Origin of the sequence: Auritidibacter ignavus (assembly GCF_003703835.1) — a bacterium.
GTDB lineage: Bacteria > Actinomycetota > Actinomycetes > Actinomycetales > Micrococcaceae > Auritidibacter > Auritidibacter ignavus.
Genome location: NZ_RDQR01000023.1, coordinates 1 through 21,053, shown reverse-complemented (window position 1 = coordinate 21,053; position 21,053 = coordinate 1). Strand labels below are relative to the sequence as shown.

The window sequence follows — 21,053 nt, the reverse complement described above, 5'->3', positions numbered from 1 at the left end:
GGTGGTTCGCACGCCTGGGCCCAATCCTCGTGGCGGTTGCACTCGGAGCTGTGATCTGGCTACTTAATAACAACCTACTCCCGGCACTCCTGGCAGCGCTAACGACCTACGCTATCGGCATCGTGGCCGGGCGCTGGTACACTGCTCGGGCGTGGGACTTTGTACCCCGAAAGCGACAGCTGCAGCGCGAGCTGATGGGGTGGAGGCGGGGCGCGGCAGGCATCGATGCAGTCGCGCTAGTCACCGCGACGATTGCTTTCGTGCTCGTTGCTCACGCTCACCGGGTCCCACTCGCGGTGCTCGTCTTCGCTCTCGGCGCAGTTGTGATCATCGGGCTGTTGCAAGGGGGCGAGCTCGTATACCTCGCTACTCGGACGGCAACTCGCCGAGATGCGCTTCCGAAGATCGTGATGCTGATAGCCGTGGTCATCTCGGGTTTGATCGCAGTGCTGATCGGGATCGGTACTGCCTGGCACCCGCAATTGGTGTGGGTTGCGCTCCTCGGTGGCGGAACGGTGCTGTTGGCGCAAACCCTCTGGTGGGTCTTCGTCGTCTCTCGGCGTAGGCAGGACGCGACGGTGCGACCGCGATGTCCGCAGTGACCCCCAAGGACCGCGCCCGCCTGGCGGAGCTGGGAAAAATGCATGACCTCTGGTCGCCCAACGACGAGCCAGTCCTCTTCGACTCCGGAGCAGAGAACACGACCATCGCTGTCGGGGACTATATCGTGCGGTGTTCGGCTGACCACGAAGCCCTCAACCGCGAAGTGCACCTGCTCGATACGCTCGCGCACGTCACCTCGGTCCCAATCCCGATACCAGTGTTTTATGAGGCCGAACTCGGCACGTTTGTCTACAGGAGACTTCGTGGCACGCCACTGCTTCGTCGACGAAAGCGGGACTCGACGGAGGTTCGGCAGGCCATCATCGATGCGTTGTCGGCCTTCCGCCGATTTGTGCCGGCTTCGCAACTGCCGGCTGATCGGTATCCATATCACGCCTGGCATCAGGACGCTGTGCGTAGCTACCGGGCGGTGCGTGGTCACCTAAGTGCGGGGCAGGGACGTCTCATTCGCGCGTTCCTGGACGAGCCGCCCCCGCCGACACGGTCGCTCCTTATCGCACAGCACAACGATCTGGGGGCCGAACACATTCTCGTCGATGACCACGGAACAGTGACTGGCATCATCGATTGGACCGATGTGGCGCTCACCGACCCTGCCCGTGACATTGGATCCATCTACCGGGACCTGGGGCCTGAGGCGGCCAGTCACATTGGGGAAGCGTTGAACGGGCCTCTGACTGAAGACGAGCTACATCGCTTCCGCTTCCACGCCCGGTGCAGATGGCTTGAGGACGTCGTCTTCGGTCTCAGAGATCCGCTATCGCGCAGACCGTATCTCGACAACGCCTGGAGAGCGTTCGACCATACATTTGGTAGCGCATCATGACTGAGGGGACTTGCCGTCAGCGGGGACTGTTGTGGCACCTAACCTCCGCGAGCTCGTCAAAGATACTCACGTCGTCGTTGAGGTCCGCTTCGCAGGTGACAGCGGTGAGGTCTCGAGCATCCTCGACCACACAGCGCAGGCAAGATCACGACGGTGGGATGTCCCAACGGGTCAAGGATGCTCCGGAACGCAAGGTAGCGTTCCGCGCATCTGTCAAACGCATGCCCAGCCGGCACTCGATTGGCCATGCCAGCAACCGGTCTATTGGCACCGCCGGAGCTCGGATACTGTGTGGGTGTCACCGGGATCATTCCCGGCACTGTCCGCAGCACGGGCATGTTAGGTCTGCTCGCTGGGTTGCGGCGCGTCGATACGCGGATGGGCTGACCCCAACAATCGCGGTGAACTGACGTGCCGCGTGGCCACGGCTATGCCACCCAACTTGTGCCATAGCGACACCGATCGGAAGGTCAGTCGTCACCAAGAGCTCAGCAAGACGGTGGGCTCGAACGTGAGACAGGTACTGAATGGGCGACATTCCAAAGCGCTGGCTGAAGGTCCTGCCCAGCTGCGAGATCGATAGGTGCACAAGGTCGGCGAGGTCACGAAGTCGCCAGTCCTGTGCGGGATCTTGACAGAGGAGGCGTGCTACACGATGTGTGGCTGTCTCAGTCGGGTCGGCATGGCTTGCTGCATTCTCCTCAGGTAAGGGTCGTCGCAAGGGTCTGATACTCATCGGCCTCGCCTTGTGGAAGACGACGGTGCGCGGTGACGCGGTGGCGAGGAGCGTGCGGTTTTGAACAGGTCCACCCATACCGGGACCGGCAGGTCTTTCGGCAGGTCGGTGGCACTCACCTGGTGGCGTGTTAGCCACGCTTTAACTGTCTGCAGTGAGCCGAGCGTCGTGTTGCGTGCCAGAACTTGGGCGATCCCGCGTCCAGGTCCGGTGTAGACACGGTGGACCAAGGCGCGGAACTGACGTCTGTGTGCCGGGGACAACAACGGGTGTTCGCGACGTTGGATGGTGAGGATTCCACCGTCCACGCTCGGACGTGGGGTGAACGCGCGAGCGGGAACACGACTGTGTAGCCTGAACTCGAACCACGGCGCCCATTGTGCGGTCATCATTGTGGCACCACCAACGCCCGCTCTGCGGCGGGCAACCTCCCACTGTACCAGCAGGATCGCCTCACTCCATGCTGGGGCGTGCAGCATGCGTCGCAGTATGGCGGTGGTTTGGTGAAATGGCAGGCTGCCGACGATCACCTGCTCAGATGGCGGAAGCCGGTAGCCCAGGAAGTCGTCATTAATGACCTCCACATGTGACGGGATACGGCCTGCCAAACGCTTTGCGAGCTGAGGGTCGATCTCGACGACAGTGACCGCTCGCCCCAGCTGGGCCAGTGGCGTGGTGAGGGCTCCATCACCGGGGCCGATCTCGATAATCGGGCCTTTGGTCGCGGCCACGAGTCGGGTTATCGTGGCGATGATTGATGGGTCAGTGAGGAAGTTTTGGCCGTGTTCATGACGGCCACCGTGATAGGTAGGCACTGTTTGCTCCGTGGTGGTTGTGGAACCGGGCACGATGAATAAACCGCCCGGCCGGGTGATTTCTCCGGAGGCAGGAGCAACAACGGGGAGTGTGCTCGCCGCCGTTAGCGGCGGCGCAGACGCAGTGAAGCAGTGCCGTAAAACAACATGCCAACTAGTGTAGGTGACCCACCGTCACTCGACGACCCCATAGCCCGTCCATGCATCAAAGATGCGCAGATCCGTATCATCGCGGGCCATCACGAATTCATGCGCCTCTGCGACCACAGGTGCTCTGCACTATCGAGGTCAGCTCCGTGAGAGATCTCGATAAGGTTGCTAGGCGCCGTAGCGGCCGGTGGTGGAACGCTTTCGACGCGCCTGTTTGAGGAGCGGATAATGTGGGCAGATGTCGGCTCGAAATTTCTGCCACGCCCCATCGCGACCGACGGCAACGACCAATGGGTGCTCGGCGTTCCTACCTCGTTGTTTCGCCGAAGTGGGTAGCCTGCTCGGGGGCGGGCTGGCTCGGTGGTGGCATGACTGTTTGGGGATATGGTCTACGTGCCCGGGGAGCGCAGGTGTCGAGGGACAACTTCAGCGTCTGGGGGACACGCTCATGGACTGCGGTCGGGGCAGGCCTATCCGATCCGGTGTACAGCCGGGATGCTGAGTGGACGCTGGTTGGATCTTCGAAGGGCATGGAGATGCTGACAAATACCACAGATTGACCGGTCCAGTTGGTCCCCGTTATCGCTGATATCGGAAATCTCGGTGCTTTGACTCCAAATGATCAGTTCACAGCCATCTTCACAACTAGTAGCTGAACCTCACAGCGTATGCCAGTAGCGAGCTGGGTGATCAGGCCATGATCGGTGACTAGGCATCGTGGGATCAGGCGTCCAGGACCCACGGCGGATGTTGTTTGTTCAGAAACGCCGTCATCCCGGCTTTGGCATCATCTCCGGCAAAAAAGCGCTGGGAGAGCTCAACCATGTCCTGCTCACGGGTATCCATAAGCTCGAGAACATGACGGTTGACCAGCATCTTTGATGCTTCCAGCGCTGCCGGAGCAGCTTTGCGTAAGTCGGTCAGAATCTCCTCGACCGTGCCGTCAACAGAACCATCGGTGTCAGTGATGGCATGAGAAATGAAGCCTGCTGACAGCGCTTCGTCTGGGGTGATGGTGCGTGCCCGAAGAAGCCAACCTGCTGCGGTTCGGTCACCAAGCCGGGCTAAGACCACGGGCGCGATCATGGCGGCGACGACCCCGATCCGCACTTCGGTGAGCCCGAAAGTGGACTGCGGACCCGCGACGACAAAGTCGCAGGCAGCCACAAAGCCCATTCCACCGGCCCTGACATGACCGTGGACCGCTGCGATGATCGGTTTAGGGCATGTTAGCAACTCACGGATGACAGCGTTCGCAGTCGAAGCGCCTGTCGTCGGCGTGCCACCTTCGGTGTCGTTTAAGGAGTGGTCTTTCAGATCTGCACCAGCGCAGAACACCGAACCGGTGTGAGTCAGCACGATACTGCGTACCGAATCATCAGCACTGGCCCGGTCCAACCCCTCAGAGATGCCCTGCAGTAGTGCCTGGTTGATCGCGTTGCGATTCTCCGGTGCATCGAGTGTCAGGGTCGCCGTTGACCCCTCGAGGGTATAGACCACGCTCGTCATGCTGTGACAGCCTCCTTTTCACTCTGGGCAACAATTACGGCCAGCACGGCACCAACGTCAACACGATCACCGACACTGACCGTGAGCTGTTCGACAATGCCATCAGCATCGCTGGTGATGGCGTGCTCCATTTTCATAGCTTCCACCCACAGGATTTTTTGGCCTGCCACCACGGCGTCACCAACTGTTGCCTCGATATGTACCACGGTGCCTGGCATGGGCGCGATCAGGCTACCCGGTGCAGAGACCGTCTCCGGATCGGTGAAGTGTTCGACCTCAGTGAGCGTTACGGACCGTTCGGACCCGGTGACGACCACTTGACGGCCCGTTCGTGACACGACGAAACGTCGCTCCACATCGTCGATGCGCAGCCGCACGACAGCCGAGGATGCCGAGACGACCTCCACGCTGTTAACGTCAGGCACCGAGCTGGGGGAGATCTCCCAGCCATACCGACGTTGGCGATAGTCGATGGAGATCTCCTGGCTACCGAGAAGGAAGGCGCGAGTTCGCCAGTCGGGGTGGAACAACCGCCACCCACCAATGCGCGGTCGCGGATTCTCCTCGGCGATGTGGCGGGCCAATGCCTGGTCTGCGTTCTCTGGTGCGCCGAGCACCACCACGCCATCGGGGCACGCGGGAGCGCCTTCGGCCACAGCTGCCGCCGTAGCGATGGCTGCCACCACGGCAAACAACCTTGTGGTGGTCTCGTCAGTGGCCGGCGTGAACACAGCAGGATGATCCTCTAAGTAGGAGGTGGCGGTGTGCCCCGAGAGAAAATCCTCTTCGCCCAGGATGCTCACGAGCAGGTCGGCATTGGTGACGGGGCCGTCCCACACCATCCTTTCCAGAGCTGAGGCAAGTTTGCGTGCGGCACCGTGCCGGGTTGGGGCAACACCAATCATCTTCGCGATCATCGGATCGTAATCGGTGCCCATCACATCTCCGGCTTGGACACCAGCATCGAGACGAATTGCCGGGTGTCCGGGTGCTGGGTTGTTGAAGACAGCGTCCACTTCCGGCACCAAGAACTCTCGGATCGGTCCGGCTTGGGGCGACCAATTCTGCGTGGGGTCCTCGGCGTAGAGGCGCACTTCAATGGCATGTCCCTGAGCCCGGGGTTCGTCACCGACCAGCTCTGCCCCGGCCGCGATGTCCAACTGCAACCCAACGAGGTCGAGCCCGGTGGTACATTCAGTCACCGGGTGTTCGACCTGCAAGCGGGTATTCATTTCCAGGAAGTAAAAGGACCCGTCCTCGTCGGCCAAGAACTCAACGGTTCCTGCTCCGATATACCCCAGCCGTTGCACCGCGTTGCGAGCGGCCTGATAGAGACGTTCACGCATTCGCGCGCCCCGGCGTTCAACCAGCGGAGCGGGCGCCTCTTCGATAATCTTCTGGTGGCGACGCTGAATCGAACATTCTCGTTCTCCCACTGCCCAGGCGTTGCCGGCCCGGTCACCAAACACTTGGACCTCGATATGGTGCCCGGTAGGAATATAGCGCTCACAGAAAACCGTGGGATCGCCGAAGGCACTGGCGGCCTCGCGCGAGGCCGAGGACACGGTGTCAGCAAGCTCATCGAGACGTTCCACAATCCGCATCCCGCGACCGCCACCACCTGCTGAGGCTTTGACGAGCACCGGTAACTCAGCTTCGGTGATGGATTCGGGGTCGAGATCCGTCAAGACCGGTACGCCGGCCTGCTCCATGAGGCGCTTGGACTCGATTTTGGACCCCATCTGTTCAAGAGAAGCGGGATCCGGACCGATCCAGATCAATCCGGCCTCGATAACAGCTCGGGCGAAGCCAGCGTTCTCGGACAGGAACCCGTAGCCGGGGTGAATCGCATCGGCGCCCATTTTCTGGGCGGCCGCAATCACGAGCTCGGCACGCAGGTAGGTGTCTGCTGGGGCGGTACCCGGCAGACGCACGGCAAGATCGGCTTCGGCGACGAACGGAGCATGGGCATCCGCATCGGAAAATACCGCTGCGGTTCCGATCCCGCGGGCTTTGCATGTGGCGAAGACCCGTCGAGCGATTTCCCCACGGTTGGCGACGAGCACCCGGGTGATCGGGCGTGTTGTGGTCTGGACAGTCATGTGGTTCCTCACATCCGGAAAATTCCGTAAGACCGATCGGACTCGACCTGTCTATTCGCAATGGCCGACAACGACAGCCCCAGCACCGTGCGGGTATCTCGGGGGTCGATGATCCCATCGTCGTAGACGAGACCCGAGAGAAACAGTGGCAGAGATTCGTCTTCGATCTGTTGCTCGATGGCAGCTCGGCGATGTTCCAGCGCGTCGACATCGACGGGTGTACCACGGGCTTGGGCCGAAGCTTTCGCCACGGAGGTCACCACATCGGCCAATTGGGCGCCACCCATAACTGCCGATTTGGCCGAGGGCCAGGCGAAGAGGAAACGCGGGTCAAAGGCACGGCCGCACATCCCGTAGTGGCCGGCCCCATACGAGGACCCGATCAGCACAGAGATGTGGGGAACCGTGGAGGTGGACACCGCATTGATCATCATCGAACCGTGTTTGATGATCCCACCCTCCTCGTAGGCGCGACCGACCATGTATCCGGTTGTATTGTGTACAAACACCAGGGGAGTGGCTTGCCGGTTGGCAATCTGAATAAACTGGGTGGTCTTTTGTGCTTCCTCGCTGAAAATCACGCCCTTGGCGTTGGCGATCATGCCCACCGGGTAACCGTGGATGTTCGCCCAACCGGTCACCATGCCAGCACCATAAAGAGGCTTGAATTCATCAAAATCCGACCCATCAACGACCCGGGCAATAACCTCCCGCGGATCGAATGGAATCTTGAGGTCATCGGGCACGATGCCGAGCAACTCTTCCTCGTCGAAGACCGGTGGCATCGAGGTGGCAGGCGCGGGGCCTGCTTTGCGGTGGTTGAGCCGGGAGACAACACGGCGTGCGATACGCAATGCGTCTTGCTCGTCGTGGGCGAAATAATCGGCAAGCCCCGAGGTTCGCGCGTGCATTCCGGCTCCACCCAGTGATTCATCGTCGCTCACTTCGCCGGTGGCGGCCTTCACCAGTGGTGGTCCGCCAAGAAAGACTTTCGACTGGCCTTCGATCATGATCACGTGATCACTCATGCCCGGAAGATAGGCGCCTCCCGCAGTCGAGTTGCCAAACACGATTGAGATCGTGGGGATGCCCTCTTTAGACAGCTGGGCTAGTCGCCGAAAGGAATCACCCCCCGGGATAAAGACCTGACTCTGTGTCGGTAAGTTCGCCCCGCCTGATTCGACCAAGGTCATCAGCGGAAGCCGGTTTTTCAGCGCAATATCCATGATGCGCAGTTGCTTTTTGAGCGTGAATGGATTTGACGTACCGCCGGCAATCGTGGGGTCGTTAGCAATAATGACGCATTCAACCCCGCACACGGTTCCGATGCCACCAATGATGCTGGCTCCGACGGGAAAATCTGATCCCCAGGCCGCGACGGCGCAAAGCTCAAGAAAGGGGCTGTCGCGGTCAATGAGGAGCTCAATGCGCTCTCGTGCGGTGAGCTTACCGCGGTCGCGGGCCACGGCACGCGGACCACCGGCTGCAGCCAGTTGCTCGAAGACCGCATCGATCTCGGAGATTTTGTTCAGCATCGCTTCTTCGCTCCGCTGGAACTCCGGGGAGGAAGTGTCGATGGTGCTGATGAGACGAGTCATGAGGATACTCCGAATCCGGTCGTGAAGTTATCGTCGAGGCCCGAAAATTCCGTGACGTCGGACGGTAGTGAAACGTGACGACTGCGCAACCACTCGGCCACACCTTTGGCCTGTGCATCAAAGCGGGCACCGAAGGCGACGCCTTCCCCGAGTGCGTCGTGAATGACGAAATTCACCGCCCGTAGCTTGGCCAGCTCGACACGGTCCATGGGGAGATCTCGAAATTCTGGGAGCAACTCGCGAAGTCGTTCCGGTGTGAGCACTTGGCGCAGCCAAGTCCAGCCCGGGTTGCTACGGGCCCAGACACCAACATTGATCGTCCCGCCTTTATCGCCGCTACGGGCACCGAAATATCGGCCCAACGCAACAGAGGATTCCGTGGCATCGGACGAGGACTGAGTGATGGTGGGTCCGTGCCCGGTAGCAGGGGAGTGCTCGTCCAGGTCCGTGGGTTCAAGTCGCAGAGTGCGTTCAGGTGGCACAATGACTTCTGCCGACCCATCGGGGTAATGCACGCGGTGAGTTGGGGTGGTCTGGGGAACGAATTCCGGACGGAACCGGCCATACACTTCGGCTTCCCTAGGCGGAGAAGATAAGAAGATACCGGGAACGCTACCCAGTGCGATCTCGACAAAAATATTTGCCAATTTTCGTCCCACCACCTGGGGGTCATTGTCGCGAGCGACCAGGGTCAGGCGGGCGCTCGCTTCCTCTTGCACGGTCGCATCGGCGTGATCGGTGCGCGCCAACGTCCATTGCAACTGCTGCGGCATCGGTAATCCAGCGGTGTTCAGGGCGTGGTGGAACTGCGCTTGAATCAGATTCGCCTTGGCATCGACGTCCAGGCCGGTGAGATAGACGGTCATCTCCTGTCGAAATCCACCGAGTTCGGTAGCTGAGACCTTGAGGGTCGGTGGTGGGGCTTCACCGAGGATTCCGCTCAACGCCACTCGATCGGCACCGAGATCGGTGACCGTGATGGAATCTAGTCGCAGGGTGGCATCCGGACCGGGATATCTGGCCCCGGCCACCTCGTACAGTAACTGGGAGATCACCGTCTCGGCGGTGACAGCACCACCGGTGCCGACGGGTTTGGTGATCACCGAGCTACCGTCGGTGGCTATCTCAGCGATGGGGAATCCGGGACGGATCAAGTCGGGGATCTCGGTAAAGAAGGAGAAATTTCCACCGGTGGCCTGCATCCCGCACTCGATGACGTGGCCGGCGGCCATCGCCCCGGCCAGGGCATCAAGATCATCCCGTTCCCACCCGTGATACCAGGCAGCTGCACCTGTGGTCAGCGCAGCGTCGGTCACCCGCCCTGTTACCACGATCCGTGCCCCTGCCCGTAAGGCTGAGGTAATGCCAAAACCACCCAGGTAGGCATTGGCAGCTAGTGGTTGGCCCAAACCGAGTTGCTGACTGCGGTCAGTCAGGTCATCGCCGTCCACATAGGCCACCGGAAGCTCAGCTCCGGTCTTCGTCACCAGTTGATTGATCGCCTCAGCTAGCCCGGACGGATTCATCCCGCCCGCATTGACGACTACACGGGCATCGGTGGCAACCAGGGCCTCCAGCGAGTGCTTCAGCTGAGACAAAAACGTGCGCGCAAATCCTGTGGTGGGATCCGTTGCCTTCTGCCGGGCCAAGATCAGCATCGTGAGTTCTGCAAGGTAGTCACCGGTGATGACGTCCACGCCGGCCCGAACCATTTCGTCGAAAGCGGCGAAGCGATCCCCATAGAACCCGGAAGCATTACCGATCCTCACCACCGGGCCATCCTGGTCAGCCAAGATAGCGTCCGCATTCGCAACACCACGAGGACAGTGGCCAGTTCGGGTGGGTAAGGGATTGTTCCTGCTGTGCTCGGAGTCCATGCTCACGTGCCTTCCCGTGGGAGCGGATTGAACGAGTCGTGGACCTCATGTTGGCACATTTTTTGACAACAAGCAAGCGTGATTGTTTTTTCTTCATTAAGGGTGCTAATGTGACCTGCATCACGATAGACACGGTGTAACCGGTGTAAGCCACCATGTCGTTGGCGTCAGAGAGGCGAATATGACCGAAGAACCAGACGATCTTGACCAGTTTGACCTCGAACAGTTTCGCGCAGGCGTCCGATCGTTCTGCGACAAGGAAATTGTCCCCAGAATGAACCAGTGGGAGGACGCCGGAGTCTTCGACGCCCACGAACTGTTTCCTAAGTTGGCCGCAGCAGGGTACTTAGGGCTGGGGTATCCCGAAGAAGACGGTGGGGAAGGCGCGCCCATGGAGTACCAGATGGTCTTCGCCGAGGAACTGGCCAAGGGGAATACCGCTGGAGTGTCGATGGCAATCAACGTCCAGATGCACATGGCTACGCCATCCTTGGCCCGTTTTGGTAGTCCGGAGTTGAAAGAGCAATATCTACGCCCGGCCCTTGAAGGGCAACAAGTGGCGGCCATCGCGGTGACAGAACCCGGGGCCGGATCAGATGTCGCAGGTCTGTCCACCAAGGCCCGTCGCGACGGTGACGACTGGGTGATCAACGGTGGCAAGATCTTCATTACCAACGGCACTCAGGCCGACTGGTTCTGCATGTTGGTCCGGACGTCCGATGAGGGCGGGTATCGGGGGATGTCGCAGATTATTGTGCCCTCAGGGCTTGCTGGGTTCACCATCTCGCGCACGCTCGACAAACTCGGGAATCGTTCCTCTGACACCGTTGAGCTACACCTCGATGAGGTGAGGGTTCCGGTATCAAATACGATCGGTAAGATCGGTCGGGGATTCCAACAACAGATGCAACAGTTCGTGGTCGAGCGTCTCTCGGCGTGTTTCACGGCCGTCGGTGCCAGTGAGTGGGCGCTCGCTAAGACCCGGGAATACTTGGGACAACGTGAGCTATTCGGGGCACCCCTTGCCGCTCGCCAGTACCCCGTGTTCAAGTTGACCGAGCTTTCTGCCCAACTGGAACTATTGCGATCGCACAACGAAAAGATGTGCCGGCTATCTCATGCCGGTGCAGACATTACTCGGGAAGCCACCGTGGGCAAACTCGTAGCTGGACGCTTGCTACGCGATGTCGCCGATACGGTGCTACAAGTCCATGGCGGCATGGGTTATATGGAGGAGAACTGGACGAGCCGATTCCTCCGCGACGTGCGGTTGTCCTCGATCGGCGGTGGCGCCGACGAGGTCATGCTCCAGGTGCTTGCCCGAATGGATGGCTATCCGGTTTAACCTCTCTTCTCGATGCTCTGCGCTACTGGATCCTGGCCTGCGGTTTGCGTCTCTACTGCTTCTTACTGACCCATAAATTCACCAGGAAGAGAACATTATGAAACCCGATACCAGTACCGTCGACCCCGTTGATCTCAATCTTGCCCGTCGTCATACGGTGGGCGACGCGTTGACCCGCGCCGCCGAGAAACATCCACAACAGATTGCCGTTGTGGAAGGAGAACGACGTATCAGTTATGCCCAGCTGGACCACGATGCCGAAGCGATAGCCCGCGGGATTATTAATCTCCCCGACGCCCCGGAACAGGGAGAACCGGTCGCCATCATGGTAGCCAATAGCGCGGATTTTCTGGCAATCTACTTCGGGATCGCCAAATCCGCGCGAGTGGCATTACCCATCAACTACGCGCTAACGCCGTCAGATATCACCTGGATTCTCGACGATGCCGGTGTGCGGACTGTCATCATCGACGACGCTATGCTACCCCTGCTGGAAGCAACGATTGCCGAAGGGGTCACGATTGACAATGTCGTTGTGCGCGAAACCGGAACCGGTGCGGTCGAGAACGAGGCTGCATTGTCGATGGCGACGAACTATGCGCGAGTAAATCTGACAGATCTTTTGGCCACACCGGTGGACGATGAACTGAGACTCATCATTTCCAGTGACGACATCGTTCAGTGTCTCTACACGTCGGGAACCACCGCTCGACCAAAAGGTGCCCTAGCAACGCACAGCGCGGTGGTGACCGGTGTGATGTCTAATGCGGTGTTGATCGGAAAAGATTGGGGTGAGCACCCTGGCACCATGCTGTTATGTTTGCCGCTGTTCCATGTCACGGGGCTGAACACCCTCGCTAAGCCCGTGTTATTTCTGGGTGGCACGTTGGTGCTTCAGCAAGGGTTCGATCCCGCTGCTGTTCTTGACGCCATTGAGCGAGAGAAAGTTACGGTTTTCACGGGTCTACCGATGATGTGGGCAGCCCTGATCGCCGAAAACCAGCGCCAAGCTCGGGACCTGTCATCGATGGAGACCGCCATGTACGCAATGGCACAGATGCCCGAACGGATTTTGGCAGGTATGGATGCCATGATGCCGAATGCACGGAAAGTGCTGGGATCGGGACAAACAGAAGTTGTGCCGGCGACGACGTTTCAACGTACTGATCATCGACACGGTAAGAACGGGTCGTGGGGAGTGCCCTCCCCAACGGTGCGCACCCGAATTATGGCTCCAGACGGTAGATTGTTACCTCCCGGAGAGGTTGGTGAAATCGTTTACCGCGGTCCACACGTCACCGCGGGGTACTGGAATCGGCCCGATGCCAATCAGGAGGCATTTCGTCACGGATGGTTCCATAGTGGCGACGTTGGCTACATGGACGACGAAGGCGTTGTGTGGTTCGTTGACCGAGTCAAGGACATCATCAAAACCGGCGGTGAGAATGTCTCGTCGATGAAGGTTGAGCGAATCGTTGCCGATGCCCCCGGAGTCATCGAATGTACCGTAATCGGGACACCTGACGATCATTGGGGTGAGGCCGTCACAGCCGTAGTTTGTAGCGATAAGGTTCCTGCCGTTTCAGAAGTGAGTGCTGAACAGCGACAACAGATTGCCTCCGAGGTCGAGGCAGAGATTCTGTCTCATGTGCGCGACCACCTGTCCGGCGTGGAAACACCGAAGAGAGTGTGGTTCGTCGAAGCCTTGCCGAAGACGTCAACTGGCAAAATTCGCAAGAACGTTTTGCGCGAAGAATTTTGACGCCCCTCAAGCTCTATCTCGGGTGTGTGGTGATGATGTCATCACCCGGCGCGGTGGCGTCTGAGGTCTAGGATTGAAACTTATGACCACTTCCAGTGCTTCCTCACAGTCCCACCGGTCGCACGAGCCTAAGCAGGATCGTAGCCGTGCTACTCGAGATCGAATCCTGCGGTCTACTATCAGTTGCCTGGCAGAATCCGGTTGGCACGGTGCGACGATGACGTTGATCGCTCAAGAAGCCGGGGTGAGCCGTGGTGCGTTGCAACACCATTTCCCGACCCGCGAAGATCTGTTTCTGACAGCAATCGACTACATGTTTGAGGAACGAGAACAGGCAGGGCTCCAAGCACCTAGATCGCAGGCTACCCCGGGGGATGACTTCGACCATATCGTGGAGAAAGTCCTGGAATATTACGCTTCCGACGTCTTTAAAGCCGCCCTGCAGATCTGGTGCGTCGCTGCGTCCGAACTGGCCCTCAAAGAGCGTATCCGGCCACTGGAAGATAAATTCGCACGTGGCATCTATACAGAAACGGTGCGGATTCTCAACGCCGATGTCTCCGATGAGCGTACTCGTCGTTTCATCCAGACGACGCTGGACTTGGCTCGCGGACTCGGGTTGGCTGATCTGTTGAGCGATGACTCGGACCGGCGGAAGAAGATAGCGCAGTTCTGGGCCGCAGAGATGCGCACCATTAAGCGGCTGGATCCGGAAGAACAGGGGTAAACCCGCACCTTGCCGGTGGATCTACAACCCTGGTATGGATCGTTTTTTGAATAGTGGTTGTACAGCACCGAAACGTCTTCACGAAGATGCACACCTGCTGGTTTAACGCGTTGGGCTTTGGGAATCACGTGCCCGGAACGAACAGCAGATCTCGAGTTGTGAGTCCTCTTGGCTTGCCGTCTTTGACGCTGATCAGCGAGGCCGCAAGCAAACACCTCTCGGTCTGCGGGGGCCGTTCAAGCGGTGTGAATCCGGTTGTCCCCATTGCTTTTCGTCTTCTAGAACCTAGGCCTAACGATTGTGCACGTTCTTGTCGTAAACACCAAACAGGGCTACTAACGGGCCCAGAACCCACCCCACATCGGGAATCACGACGAGGAGAACGGTTCCAATGATGAGGAGAGTGATCAACCGTATGGTTCCACGACGTCGCAGAACATCAGGACTCTTTTCTCGATGTGTGTCTGTGCCAGTCGTGTTGTTGTGATCGACGGTGTAGCGAGTCTCGTTGTCAGGCCCCCGGTTGGACCGTCTAAGAGGACGCGTACGGTCTTATCACCCTTATTGGAACGTTGAAGAATGATCAGTTCAGGATTGGCTGGTTCTGGAAAATCGATGATTGGTTCTGGAGCCCCAGGAGTGAATGAGGAATCGGGGAACTGTTTGCGGTGATGGAGCGAAGCTGGCAAATCGTGGGGAGTGCCCTGGGGCCACTTCTTGTGATGAGTGGGCCTATAGTGCCTGGCTGGTTGTTCCGGTTCATACTGATAAGCAGGCGGTACATCGTAGCTATCGGACTCAGCAACCGGAACCGGATAGAACGGCATGGTACTGTTCCAGTCGTTGCTGAGCTCAGAGGACCGAAGCGCATGAATGGTAAGTTCTGTGGCCTGCGCTACCCCTTTGCTGGTGGAACGTCATCACAGAGGACTTCGAAGTGGTCTGCCTCCTTCAAGACCTGTGCAACGTCGCCGTGAGGCAAGACAGAGAGGCTATCGGGAATGGACTGATTCAAGGGAGCCCATGTCCCGGCTCTGGGAGGACGAAATGAATCTCGGTGGAGGGGTACCAGTTTTGGGATTGAGTGCTCTGCCTGAAGAGATATTCCTGAACTTCGCGCGCATACCCTGAGGTTGCCAACCGGTGTGCTTCAGGACCGTAGCGTAGAGCGTCCTCACGACTGAGGTATCCCAGCAACTTGCCGTTGTTTCGAACACTGATCGCCATGGGATCATGCGGATTATCGGGATTTGGCACCAACGACAAGGAAAGATTGGCGTGAACAAATTGTTGTCGCGGAAAAATCGAGCACGTTGGCAATGTTCTTGGTGTAGAGACAAGTGCCCACGACCTCGATGGAGCGGCTGGGACCCCATCCTGGAGCTGGAAAGGTTCTACGACGAGGTGCTGATGGCCCTGTAGCTGATTGCTGCACTATGGCTTTTGTGTTCTTTTCCCTTGTGGTCAAGTGGTCTTGGTCCTCAGATTGGTACAGATAACTCGCGTGCCGGTTATCGAAACAAACACAAGCTCCTGCCTGCAGTCGTGATGGCAACGTAGATCCGATCTGAGATGCAACGCAGGCCAACGCGTCACGGAGGTAGGCGAAACAAGCCATGACACCTGAATCGACCACGCTCATGAGATAGTCACTAACATAGAGGCAGATCGAATCACGGTCTGCCGAACGTTGGACCGGTCCGGTGGAGTACACCAAGAGAACGTGGTTAGTCGTTGCTGTGGAACACGTCAGGAGATGACAGATGACTGCAACAAAAATGCCTACTGTGGCGGCGTCTTCACGGCGGATGTCGGCGCTGGATAAATGGCTTCCGGTATGGATCGGGCTGGCCATGCTCGCTGGATTGTTATTGGGACGATTCGTGCCGGTTCTTGCTGATGTGCTGACCCAGCTGGAGATCGGTGGGGTTTCGGTGCCGATCGCGTTGGGGCTATTGGTCATGATGTATCCAGTGTTGGCCAAAGTCCGTTACGACAAAGTCGTCGCCGTTACCGGAGATAAAAAACTTCTCGTGTCGTCTCTGGTGCTGAACTGGCTTGTTGGTCCTGCAGTCATGTTTATTCTCGCCTGGGTGTTCTTGCACGATCTACCTGAGTACCGGACCGGACTCATTATCGTTGGGCTTGCTCGGTGTATTGCGATGGTGGTGATCTGGAATGATCTGGCCTGCGGTGATCGTGAAGCCACGGCGGTTTTGGTGGCGATAAACTCCGTGTTTCAAGTGCTGATGTTCTCGGTGCTTGGCTGGTTTTATCTCACCGTTTTGCCAGGCTGGCTCGGCCTCGGAACAGACGGGCTCGAGGTCTCGATGGGTCAGATCGCTCTAAACGTGGTGATCTTCCTGGGGATTCCGCTTCTTGCCGGATTCGCCTCCCGGTGGATCGGCGAACGGTACCGGGGTCGGGCCTGGTACGAACGCCGGTTTCTCCCACGTGTCGGACCGTGGGCGTTATACGGGCTCCTCTTTACCATCGTGCTCCTCTTTGTGCTCCAAGGGGAAGCGATTATCAACAACCCGCTTGACGTGGCACGGATCGCTCTGCCCTTGTTGGTGTATTTCGTGGTGATGTGGTTTGTGGGCATCGTGGCAGGCAAGAGTCTGGGTCTAGGCTACGCGCGGTCAACAACGCTGGCGTTTACCGCGGCAGGTAATAACTTCGAGCTGGCCATTGCGGTCGCTATCGGTACCTTTGGCGCCACCAGCGGACAAGCTCTGGCTGGGGTGGTTGGGCCACTGATTGAGGTCCCGGTGTTGCTGGGACTGGTGTACGTCTCCCTCTGGATTGCCCGCGATTGGTTCAATACCGATCCGTATCCGCCCGAATCCGCCTCACAAGTTACGAGTGTCTCATGAGTCAGCCGACACTGACCTCTCCGGAATGTACACCCACCGCCCTCCAGGCCATGCGTGCCGACTCAGCCGACCGTCTCGCACCCCCTGACCGTTCTCAGGACTGTTGGTCTCGTCGACTCGGAAGGTCGTGTGACCCGGGTGTGGAGACCTTCGACCCGGCTTCCGCCACGGACACGCCACCGGCGCGGAAACCTTCTGTTGCACCACAAGAGATCGATGACCAACTGGGTGGTCTCGTCACGGAATTGTCTGGCACGGCTACCACTGTGCCCAAGCGACTCGTCACCCATATTATCCGGGAGTCATATACCGTCGCGGTGCACACCACGACGAGCGCCCCGGAGCTTCTGCGGCGGACCAAATGCTTCGCCACCCAACGACTGGCTGATCTGACCCGGGTTCACACCGCCGTCGCACGACAAGTGCTGTTTGTCTGTGTGGCCAACGCTGGATGTTCCCAGCTTGTAGCTGCCGTTCTGCACGATAGCACCGACGGATACGCGGTGGCTCGCTCTGCTGGTTCTGCTCCGGCCGACACCGTGCACCCGAATGTGGTGTCCCTGCTGACCGACGTCGAAAGCCAGACTGCGCGGGAGCGTTTCCCCAAGCCTCTCACGTTCGATGGGGTGCGACGATATCTGCCCCATTATTCCTGGGGTACGCTATCAAGACTGGGCCGTGAGTGATCCCGTTCTGGCCTCACCCGAGGGGCTGATTGCCATCTTGCCGGAGATACAACCACGTGTTCGCACGCTGGGCCCAGCACTTCCTTCATGCCGAAAGAGGACCCGTCCATGACCACCCAAAGACCCGATACACCCTCTGTGCTGTTCGTCTGCGTCCACAATGCCGGGCGCTCCCAAATGGCCGCCGGTTATCTGCGCCATTTGGCAGCAGACCAGATCGAGGTGCGCTCGGCAGGATCGATGCCCGCTGAGCAGATCAACCCTGTTGCCGTTGCTGCTATGAGCGAAGAGGGAATCGACATTACCGCTGAGCAACCCAAGGTGCTCACCACCGAGGCCGTGCAGGACTCAGATGTGGTCATCACGATGGGATGTGGGGAGGCCTGTCCGATCTATCCGGGCAAGCGCTATGAAGAGTGGACACTTGACGACCCGGCAGGCCAAGACCTCGAGGCAGTGCGTGTCATCCGTGACGAGATCAAAACGCGAGTACGGGCCTTGATTGGCAGCCTCTTGGAGCCCAAAACGGGTTTGTGAGTTTCTGTGGTGTGGAGAAGACACAACAGGCGGGGAACTTCCATCACATTATGGTCGTGCGAATGCCTCTGAAGGGTCTGGGTGGTGCCCGCAGGGCACGGATGGGCTGGCTGAAGTAAAGGTCACCGGCCATAAGGTTCGGAATACAGACAGTCCAACACTCACGTGCCTCGCGCAACACCGATGCAGACCTATGGCCCACGATCGGACCCTTCGCCAAATACGAGCTCGGTCCCTAACTCCACCATCAAGTCGACCATCACGATTGCCTTCTCGTAGTGCAACGTGTCGATGGACTAACGGCCTTGTCCCCAGTTGGCAAAGCATCTAGTGCCTCGTCGGTACGTCCTCGGATATCGTCCACGGTTCGCACCAATCTTCCCAGCGCGTCTGCCCAGCTTCGAGACCGTAGCCGACCTCCAACACCAAGGGGTGACCGTCGGGCAAGCCGTACCACACGGAATTGACGTCACGATGAGCCACGTCCCGACGAGCTTGCAGGTGTGAAAATATAGAAGCTATTGGCTCCTGGCGGAGACCCACTGACCCGACCTCACCTCGAGAAGGGGTGAGTTTGGGTTAGTTTGGCCGCTGGGTTCGATGAAATCGGAGGCTAGTTGAGCAAATACCAGAGTGTCGGTCCACTCGCCTTTGCTAAACCAGTCCGCGATGTGGTGTGCTTCGAGTCGTAGACCGACGCGGCGAGCCAAGGCCGCGGAGGCGCTATTGCGTGCGTCCATCTGCGCAGTAATTCGGTGAAGTCCATAGTGCTCGAAACCCAGGGCCAGGACAGCTCGAACGGCTTCGGTGGCAAGTCCCCGTCCGCCTACGCGGGGGTCCAGCACCCAGCCGATTTCTGCTTGGCGGTGCTGGTGATCGGTAAGCCACAGCATTACGTCGCCGACCGGCACACCTTCGTGTTCGATGACCAGTGCCACCGCTCCGCACTCACCACCGATATCGGACTTGCTCAGACGGTCAGCTACCTTGCGTCCGGTCACCTCTTCCGTCCACGGATCATCCAGTAAATACCGGGCCACTTCGGGTTGCGAGTAGAGCTGATACAGCCACCCGGTATCGTTTTGCTCATGTAGACGGAGTCGCAGTCGTTGCGTGCGCAACGGAAATATAACGGGCGGTACCAGATTGAGTCGGTAGTGGATCAATTCCTTGTGTTCTCCGGCGGGTGTGGCCCCGACACTTCGCGCCACCTTACGGAAGCCAGCTGCTGCCAGGCACCGTTGTGACGCCTCGTTGTCAGGTAGCGTGCGCGCTGTCAGTGTCTGCAGCCCGTTACGATGAGCGAAACGTGACGCCAGTTCCAAGCCTCGGCGAGCGTGCCCGGTTCCTCGTGCATCGGGATGAATCCAAAAACCGACTTCGGCATCGTCGTGCCTGATGTCAAAGAGCACCAAGGAGCCGACAAAATGGTCTGTCTCGGCGTCGGCGAGTGCCAGGACTGCCAATGTACCGGACGACAAGCCCGCCGGAGCCTGGTCACGGATCGCACAACCGGTCACGATGGATACAAGACCCCAGTGCGGAACGGAGGCCTCGAATAGCGTCTATACCGGCTATGAACTGGGAATTCGTCCCAGTGCTGCCATTTGGAGATTAGCTTGCTGAACCGCTAAGTGCCCGGCACACCGCTACCCCGGCTGGCCTCCAAAGAAGGGTGAACCAGACGGGATTTCGCGCGCAACAATGCTCTCGGGTGGTGTGACGACGTGCTCCTCTGGGTAGGCTCCGAGAGATCCTGCCTGAGTGCGCGACACCGTTTGCTATTTCTCCTGATCAGAGCATGTATGGACTCCACGCAACGACTAGGAGGTCCCCATGTTGCAGTTCAACTTGCTGTAGAGGGTCAAGGGAACGATGAAGTACCGGTAGACGCATGGGTATGGCACTCGCGGTTGCGACTTCACCGAACATGTTTGAGCTGTGGGCCCACCGTCATAGGGCTACTGGTAGTCATCGGCGAGGTCGGAAGTCTAGAGCGACTTCGCATCGGTCGCTTGAGCGGTCGCCTCGCGAACTGAGGGTCGGCCGATGTCGAGGACGCGAAGCTTCCCACCAGCCTCGGCCACTGACTCGATGCGTCGGAATTCAGAACCATAGTCCTCGGCAAACTGCGCGAGACCCTTGAGCTTCGGTAGAGCATCAGTACGATGCGCGGGTGGCTGAAGCAGACCAGACGTGATGCCGGCACTGAGCCGGGCGCGACAACGGATGAGCTTGAAGAGCTGCGCCGGTTACGGCGTGAGAACCGGGAGCTGCGCCGGGCCAATGAGATTCTCAAAACTGCGTCCGCGTTTTTTTGCAGCCGAGCTCGACCGCCCCTCGCCGAAATGATCGCCTACATCGATATGTACCGTGATCGGTTCGGGGTCGAGCTCATCTGCCGCACACTTGCAGCACGCGAGTGTGGATTCATGACGTCGCGTGGTTATCGGGCAGCGAAGACCCGCCCGGCCTGCGAACGCCAGATCCGTGATCGGGAACTGACCGTGGTGATCAAGGACCTGCATGCCCGCAACTACGGGGTCTACGGCGTTCGCAAAATGTGGCATGCGATGCGCCGAAGCGGCTGGAAGGTCGGCCGTGACCAGGTCGCACGGCCGATGCGTCAGGCCGGAATCAGCGGCGTGGTCCGCGGCCGGAAACCGCGCACCACGGTACCCGGGCGCACACCGGATGAGCGCCCGGATCTGGTGATGCGGGACTTCAAAGCACCGGCCCCGAATCGGCTGTGGGTCGCTGACATCGAGCGCCACGAGGTGCTCTCGAACCTTGCGGTGGTGAAAGGACACCGCTCGGTGCCTGTCGCAGCAGGCGTGTGATAGCTGGAGGACGATCTGGCCCGTTGGCGTGAGCGGGTTGGGT

17 protein-coding genes are annotated in these 21,053 nt (G+C 59.1%); 9 read left to right on the top strand and 8 right to left on the bottom strand.

Annotated features, from left to right (window positions below):
• The first annotated feature begins 29 nt into the window (after positions 1–29).
• A complete protein-coding gene (locus DYI20_RS10330) occupies positions 30–602 on the top strand; it encodes a hypothetical protein (protein WP_122549456.1) in 573 nt (190 codons plus the stop codon).
• A complete protein-coding gene (locus DYI20_RS10325) occupies positions 590–1,450 on the top strand; it encodes a phosphotransferase family protein (RefSeq protein WP_110111008.1) in 861 nt (286 codons plus the stop codon). The genes DYI20_RS10330 and DYI20_RS10325 overlap by 13 nt, the downstream gene beginning before the upstream one ends.
• 307 nt (positions 1,451–1,757) lie before the next feature.
• On the opposite strand, the gene DYI20_RS12970 is transcribed toward DYI20_RS10325, so the two are convergent.
• The 6 genes from DYI20_RS12970 to DYI20_RS10295 form a co-directional block, all read right to left on the bottom strand.
• Complete coding sequence (locus DYI20_RS12970; protein WP_166769821.1) at positions 1,758–2,186, bottom strand: helix-turn-helix transcriptional regulator; 429 nt, start codon at positions 2,184–2,186, stop codon at positions 1,758–1,760.
• A complete protein-coding gene (erm, locus tag DYI20_RS10315) occupies positions 2,183–3,001 on the bottom strand; it encodes a 23S ribosomal RNA methyltransferase Erm (RefSeq protein ID WP_110111015.1) in 819 nt (272 codons plus the stop codon). Before erm ends, DYI20_RS12970 begins: the two co-directional genes overlap by 4 nt.
• 873 nt (positions 3,002–3,874) lie before the next feature.
• The gene (locus DYI20_RS10310; RefSeq protein ID WP_110111010.1) at positions 3,875–4,660 is read right to left on the bottom strand and encodes an enoyl-CoA hydratase-related protein; all 786 of its coding nucleotides are present in this window, start codon (positions 4,658–4,660) and stop codon (positions 3,875–3,877) included.
• Positions 4,657–6,762: an acetyl/propionyl/methylcrotonyl-CoA carboxylase subunit alpha gene (locus DYI20_RS10305; protein WP_110111011.1), complete on the bottom strand. Its 2,106-nt coding sequence runs from the start codon at positions 6,760–6,762 to the stop codon at positions 4,657–4,659. The genes DYI20_RS10310 and DYI20_RS10305 overlap by 4 nt, the downstream gene beginning before the upstream one ends.
• Before the next feature lie 8 nt (positions 6,763–6,770).
• Positions 6,771–8,360, bottom strand: coding sequence for an acyl-CoA carboxylase subunit beta (locus DYI20_RS10300; protein ID WP_122549455.1), 1,590 nt, complete (start codon positions 8,358–8,360; stop codon positions 6,771–6,773).
• Positions 8,357–10,153, bottom strand: coding sequence for an acyclic terpene utilization AtuA family protein (locus DYI20_RS10295; protein WP_243857342.1), 1,797 nt, complete (start codon positions 10,151–10,153; stop codon positions 8,357–8,359). The genes DYI20_RS10300 and DYI20_RS10295 overlap by 4 nt, the downstream gene beginning before the upstream one ends.
• Before the next feature lie 265 nt (positions 10,154–10,418).
• On the opposite strand from DYI20_RS10295, the gene DYI20_RS10290 reads away from it, so the two are divergent.
• The 3 genes from DYI20_RS10290 to DYI20_RS10280 all read left to right on the top strand — a co-directional run bounded on the left by DYI20_RS10290 (position 10,419) and on the right by DYI20_RS10280 (position 14,071).
• On the top strand, positions 10,419–11,582 hold the full coding sequence (locus tag DYI20_RS10290; RefSeq protein ID WP_110100054.1) for an acyl-CoA dehydrogenase family protein: 1,164 nt from the start codon (positions 10,419–10,421) through the stop codon (positions 11,580–11,582).
• A gap of 97 nt (positions 11,583–11,679) precedes the next feature.
• Positions 11,680–13,344, top strand: coding sequence for an AMP-binding protein (locus tag DYI20_RS10285; protein WP_122549453.1), 1,665 nt, complete (start codon positions 11,680–11,682; stop codon positions 13,342–13,344).
• A gap of 82 nt (positions 13,345–13,426) precedes the next feature.
• Positions 13,427–14,071: a TetR/AcrR family transcriptional regulator gene (locus tag DYI20_RS10280; RefSeq protein ID WP_110100989.1), complete on the top strand. Its 645-nt coding sequence runs from the start codon at positions 13,427–13,429 to the stop codon at positions 14,069–14,071.
• A 1,011-nt stretch (positions 14,072–15,082) separates the two neighbouring features.
• Here DYI20_RS10280 and DYI20_RS12965 read toward each other — a convergent pair.
• The gene (locus DYI20_RS12965) at positions 15,083–15,391 is read right to left on the bottom strand and encodes an HIRAN domain-containing protein (protein WP_122549452.1); all 309 of its coding nucleotides are present in this window, start codon (positions 15,389–15,391) and stop codon (positions 15,083–15,085) included.
• A 443-nt stretch (positions 15,392–15,834) separates the two neighbouring features.
• On the opposite strand from DYI20_RS12965, the gene arsB reads away from it, so the two are divergent.
• The 3 genes from arsB to DYI20_RS10260 all read left to right on the top strand — a co-directional run bounded on the left by arsB (position 15,835) and on the right by DYI20_RS10260 (position 18,170).
• A complete protein-coding gene (gene arsB / locus DYI20_RS10270; protein ID WP_183145627.1) occupies positions 15,835–16,947 on the top strand; it encodes an ACR3 family arsenite efflux transporter in 1,113 nt (370 codons plus the stop codon).
• Complete coding sequence (locus tag DYI20_RS10265) at positions 16,944–17,633, top strand: low molecular weight phosphatase family protein (protein ID WP_146206421.1); 690 nt, start codon at positions 16,944–16,946, stop codon at positions 17,631–17,633. The genes arsB and DYI20_RS10265 overlap by 4 nt, the downstream gene beginning before the upstream one ends.
• A gap of 108 nt (positions 17,634–17,741) precedes the next feature.
• A complete protein-coding gene (locus DYI20_RS10260) occupies positions 17,742–18,170 on the top strand; it encodes an arsenate reductase ArsC (RefSeq protein ID WP_110100993.1) in 429 nt (142 codons plus the stop codon).
• Positions 18,171–18,688: 518 nt separating this feature from the next.
• On the opposite strand, the gene DYI20_RS10255 is transcribed toward DYI20_RS10260, so the two are convergent.
• Positions 18,689–19,690: a GNAT family N-acetyltransferase gene (locus tag DYI20_RS10255; RefSeq protein WP_233242803.1), complete on the bottom strand. Its 1,002-nt coding sequence runs from the start codon at positions 19,688–19,690 to the stop codon at positions 18,689–18,691.
• Positions 19,691–20,338: 648 nt separating this feature from the next.
• Here DYI20_RS10255 and DYI20_RS10250 point away from each other — a divergent pair.
• Positions 20,339–21,010 carry an IS3 family transposase gene (locus tag DYI20_RS10250; protein WP_122549451.1) on the top strand — a complete coding sequence of 224 codons (672 nt, stop codon included), beginning with the start codon at positions 20,339–20,341 and terminating at the stop codon, positions 21,008–21,010.
• Positions 21,011–21,053 lie beyond the last annotated feature (43 nt).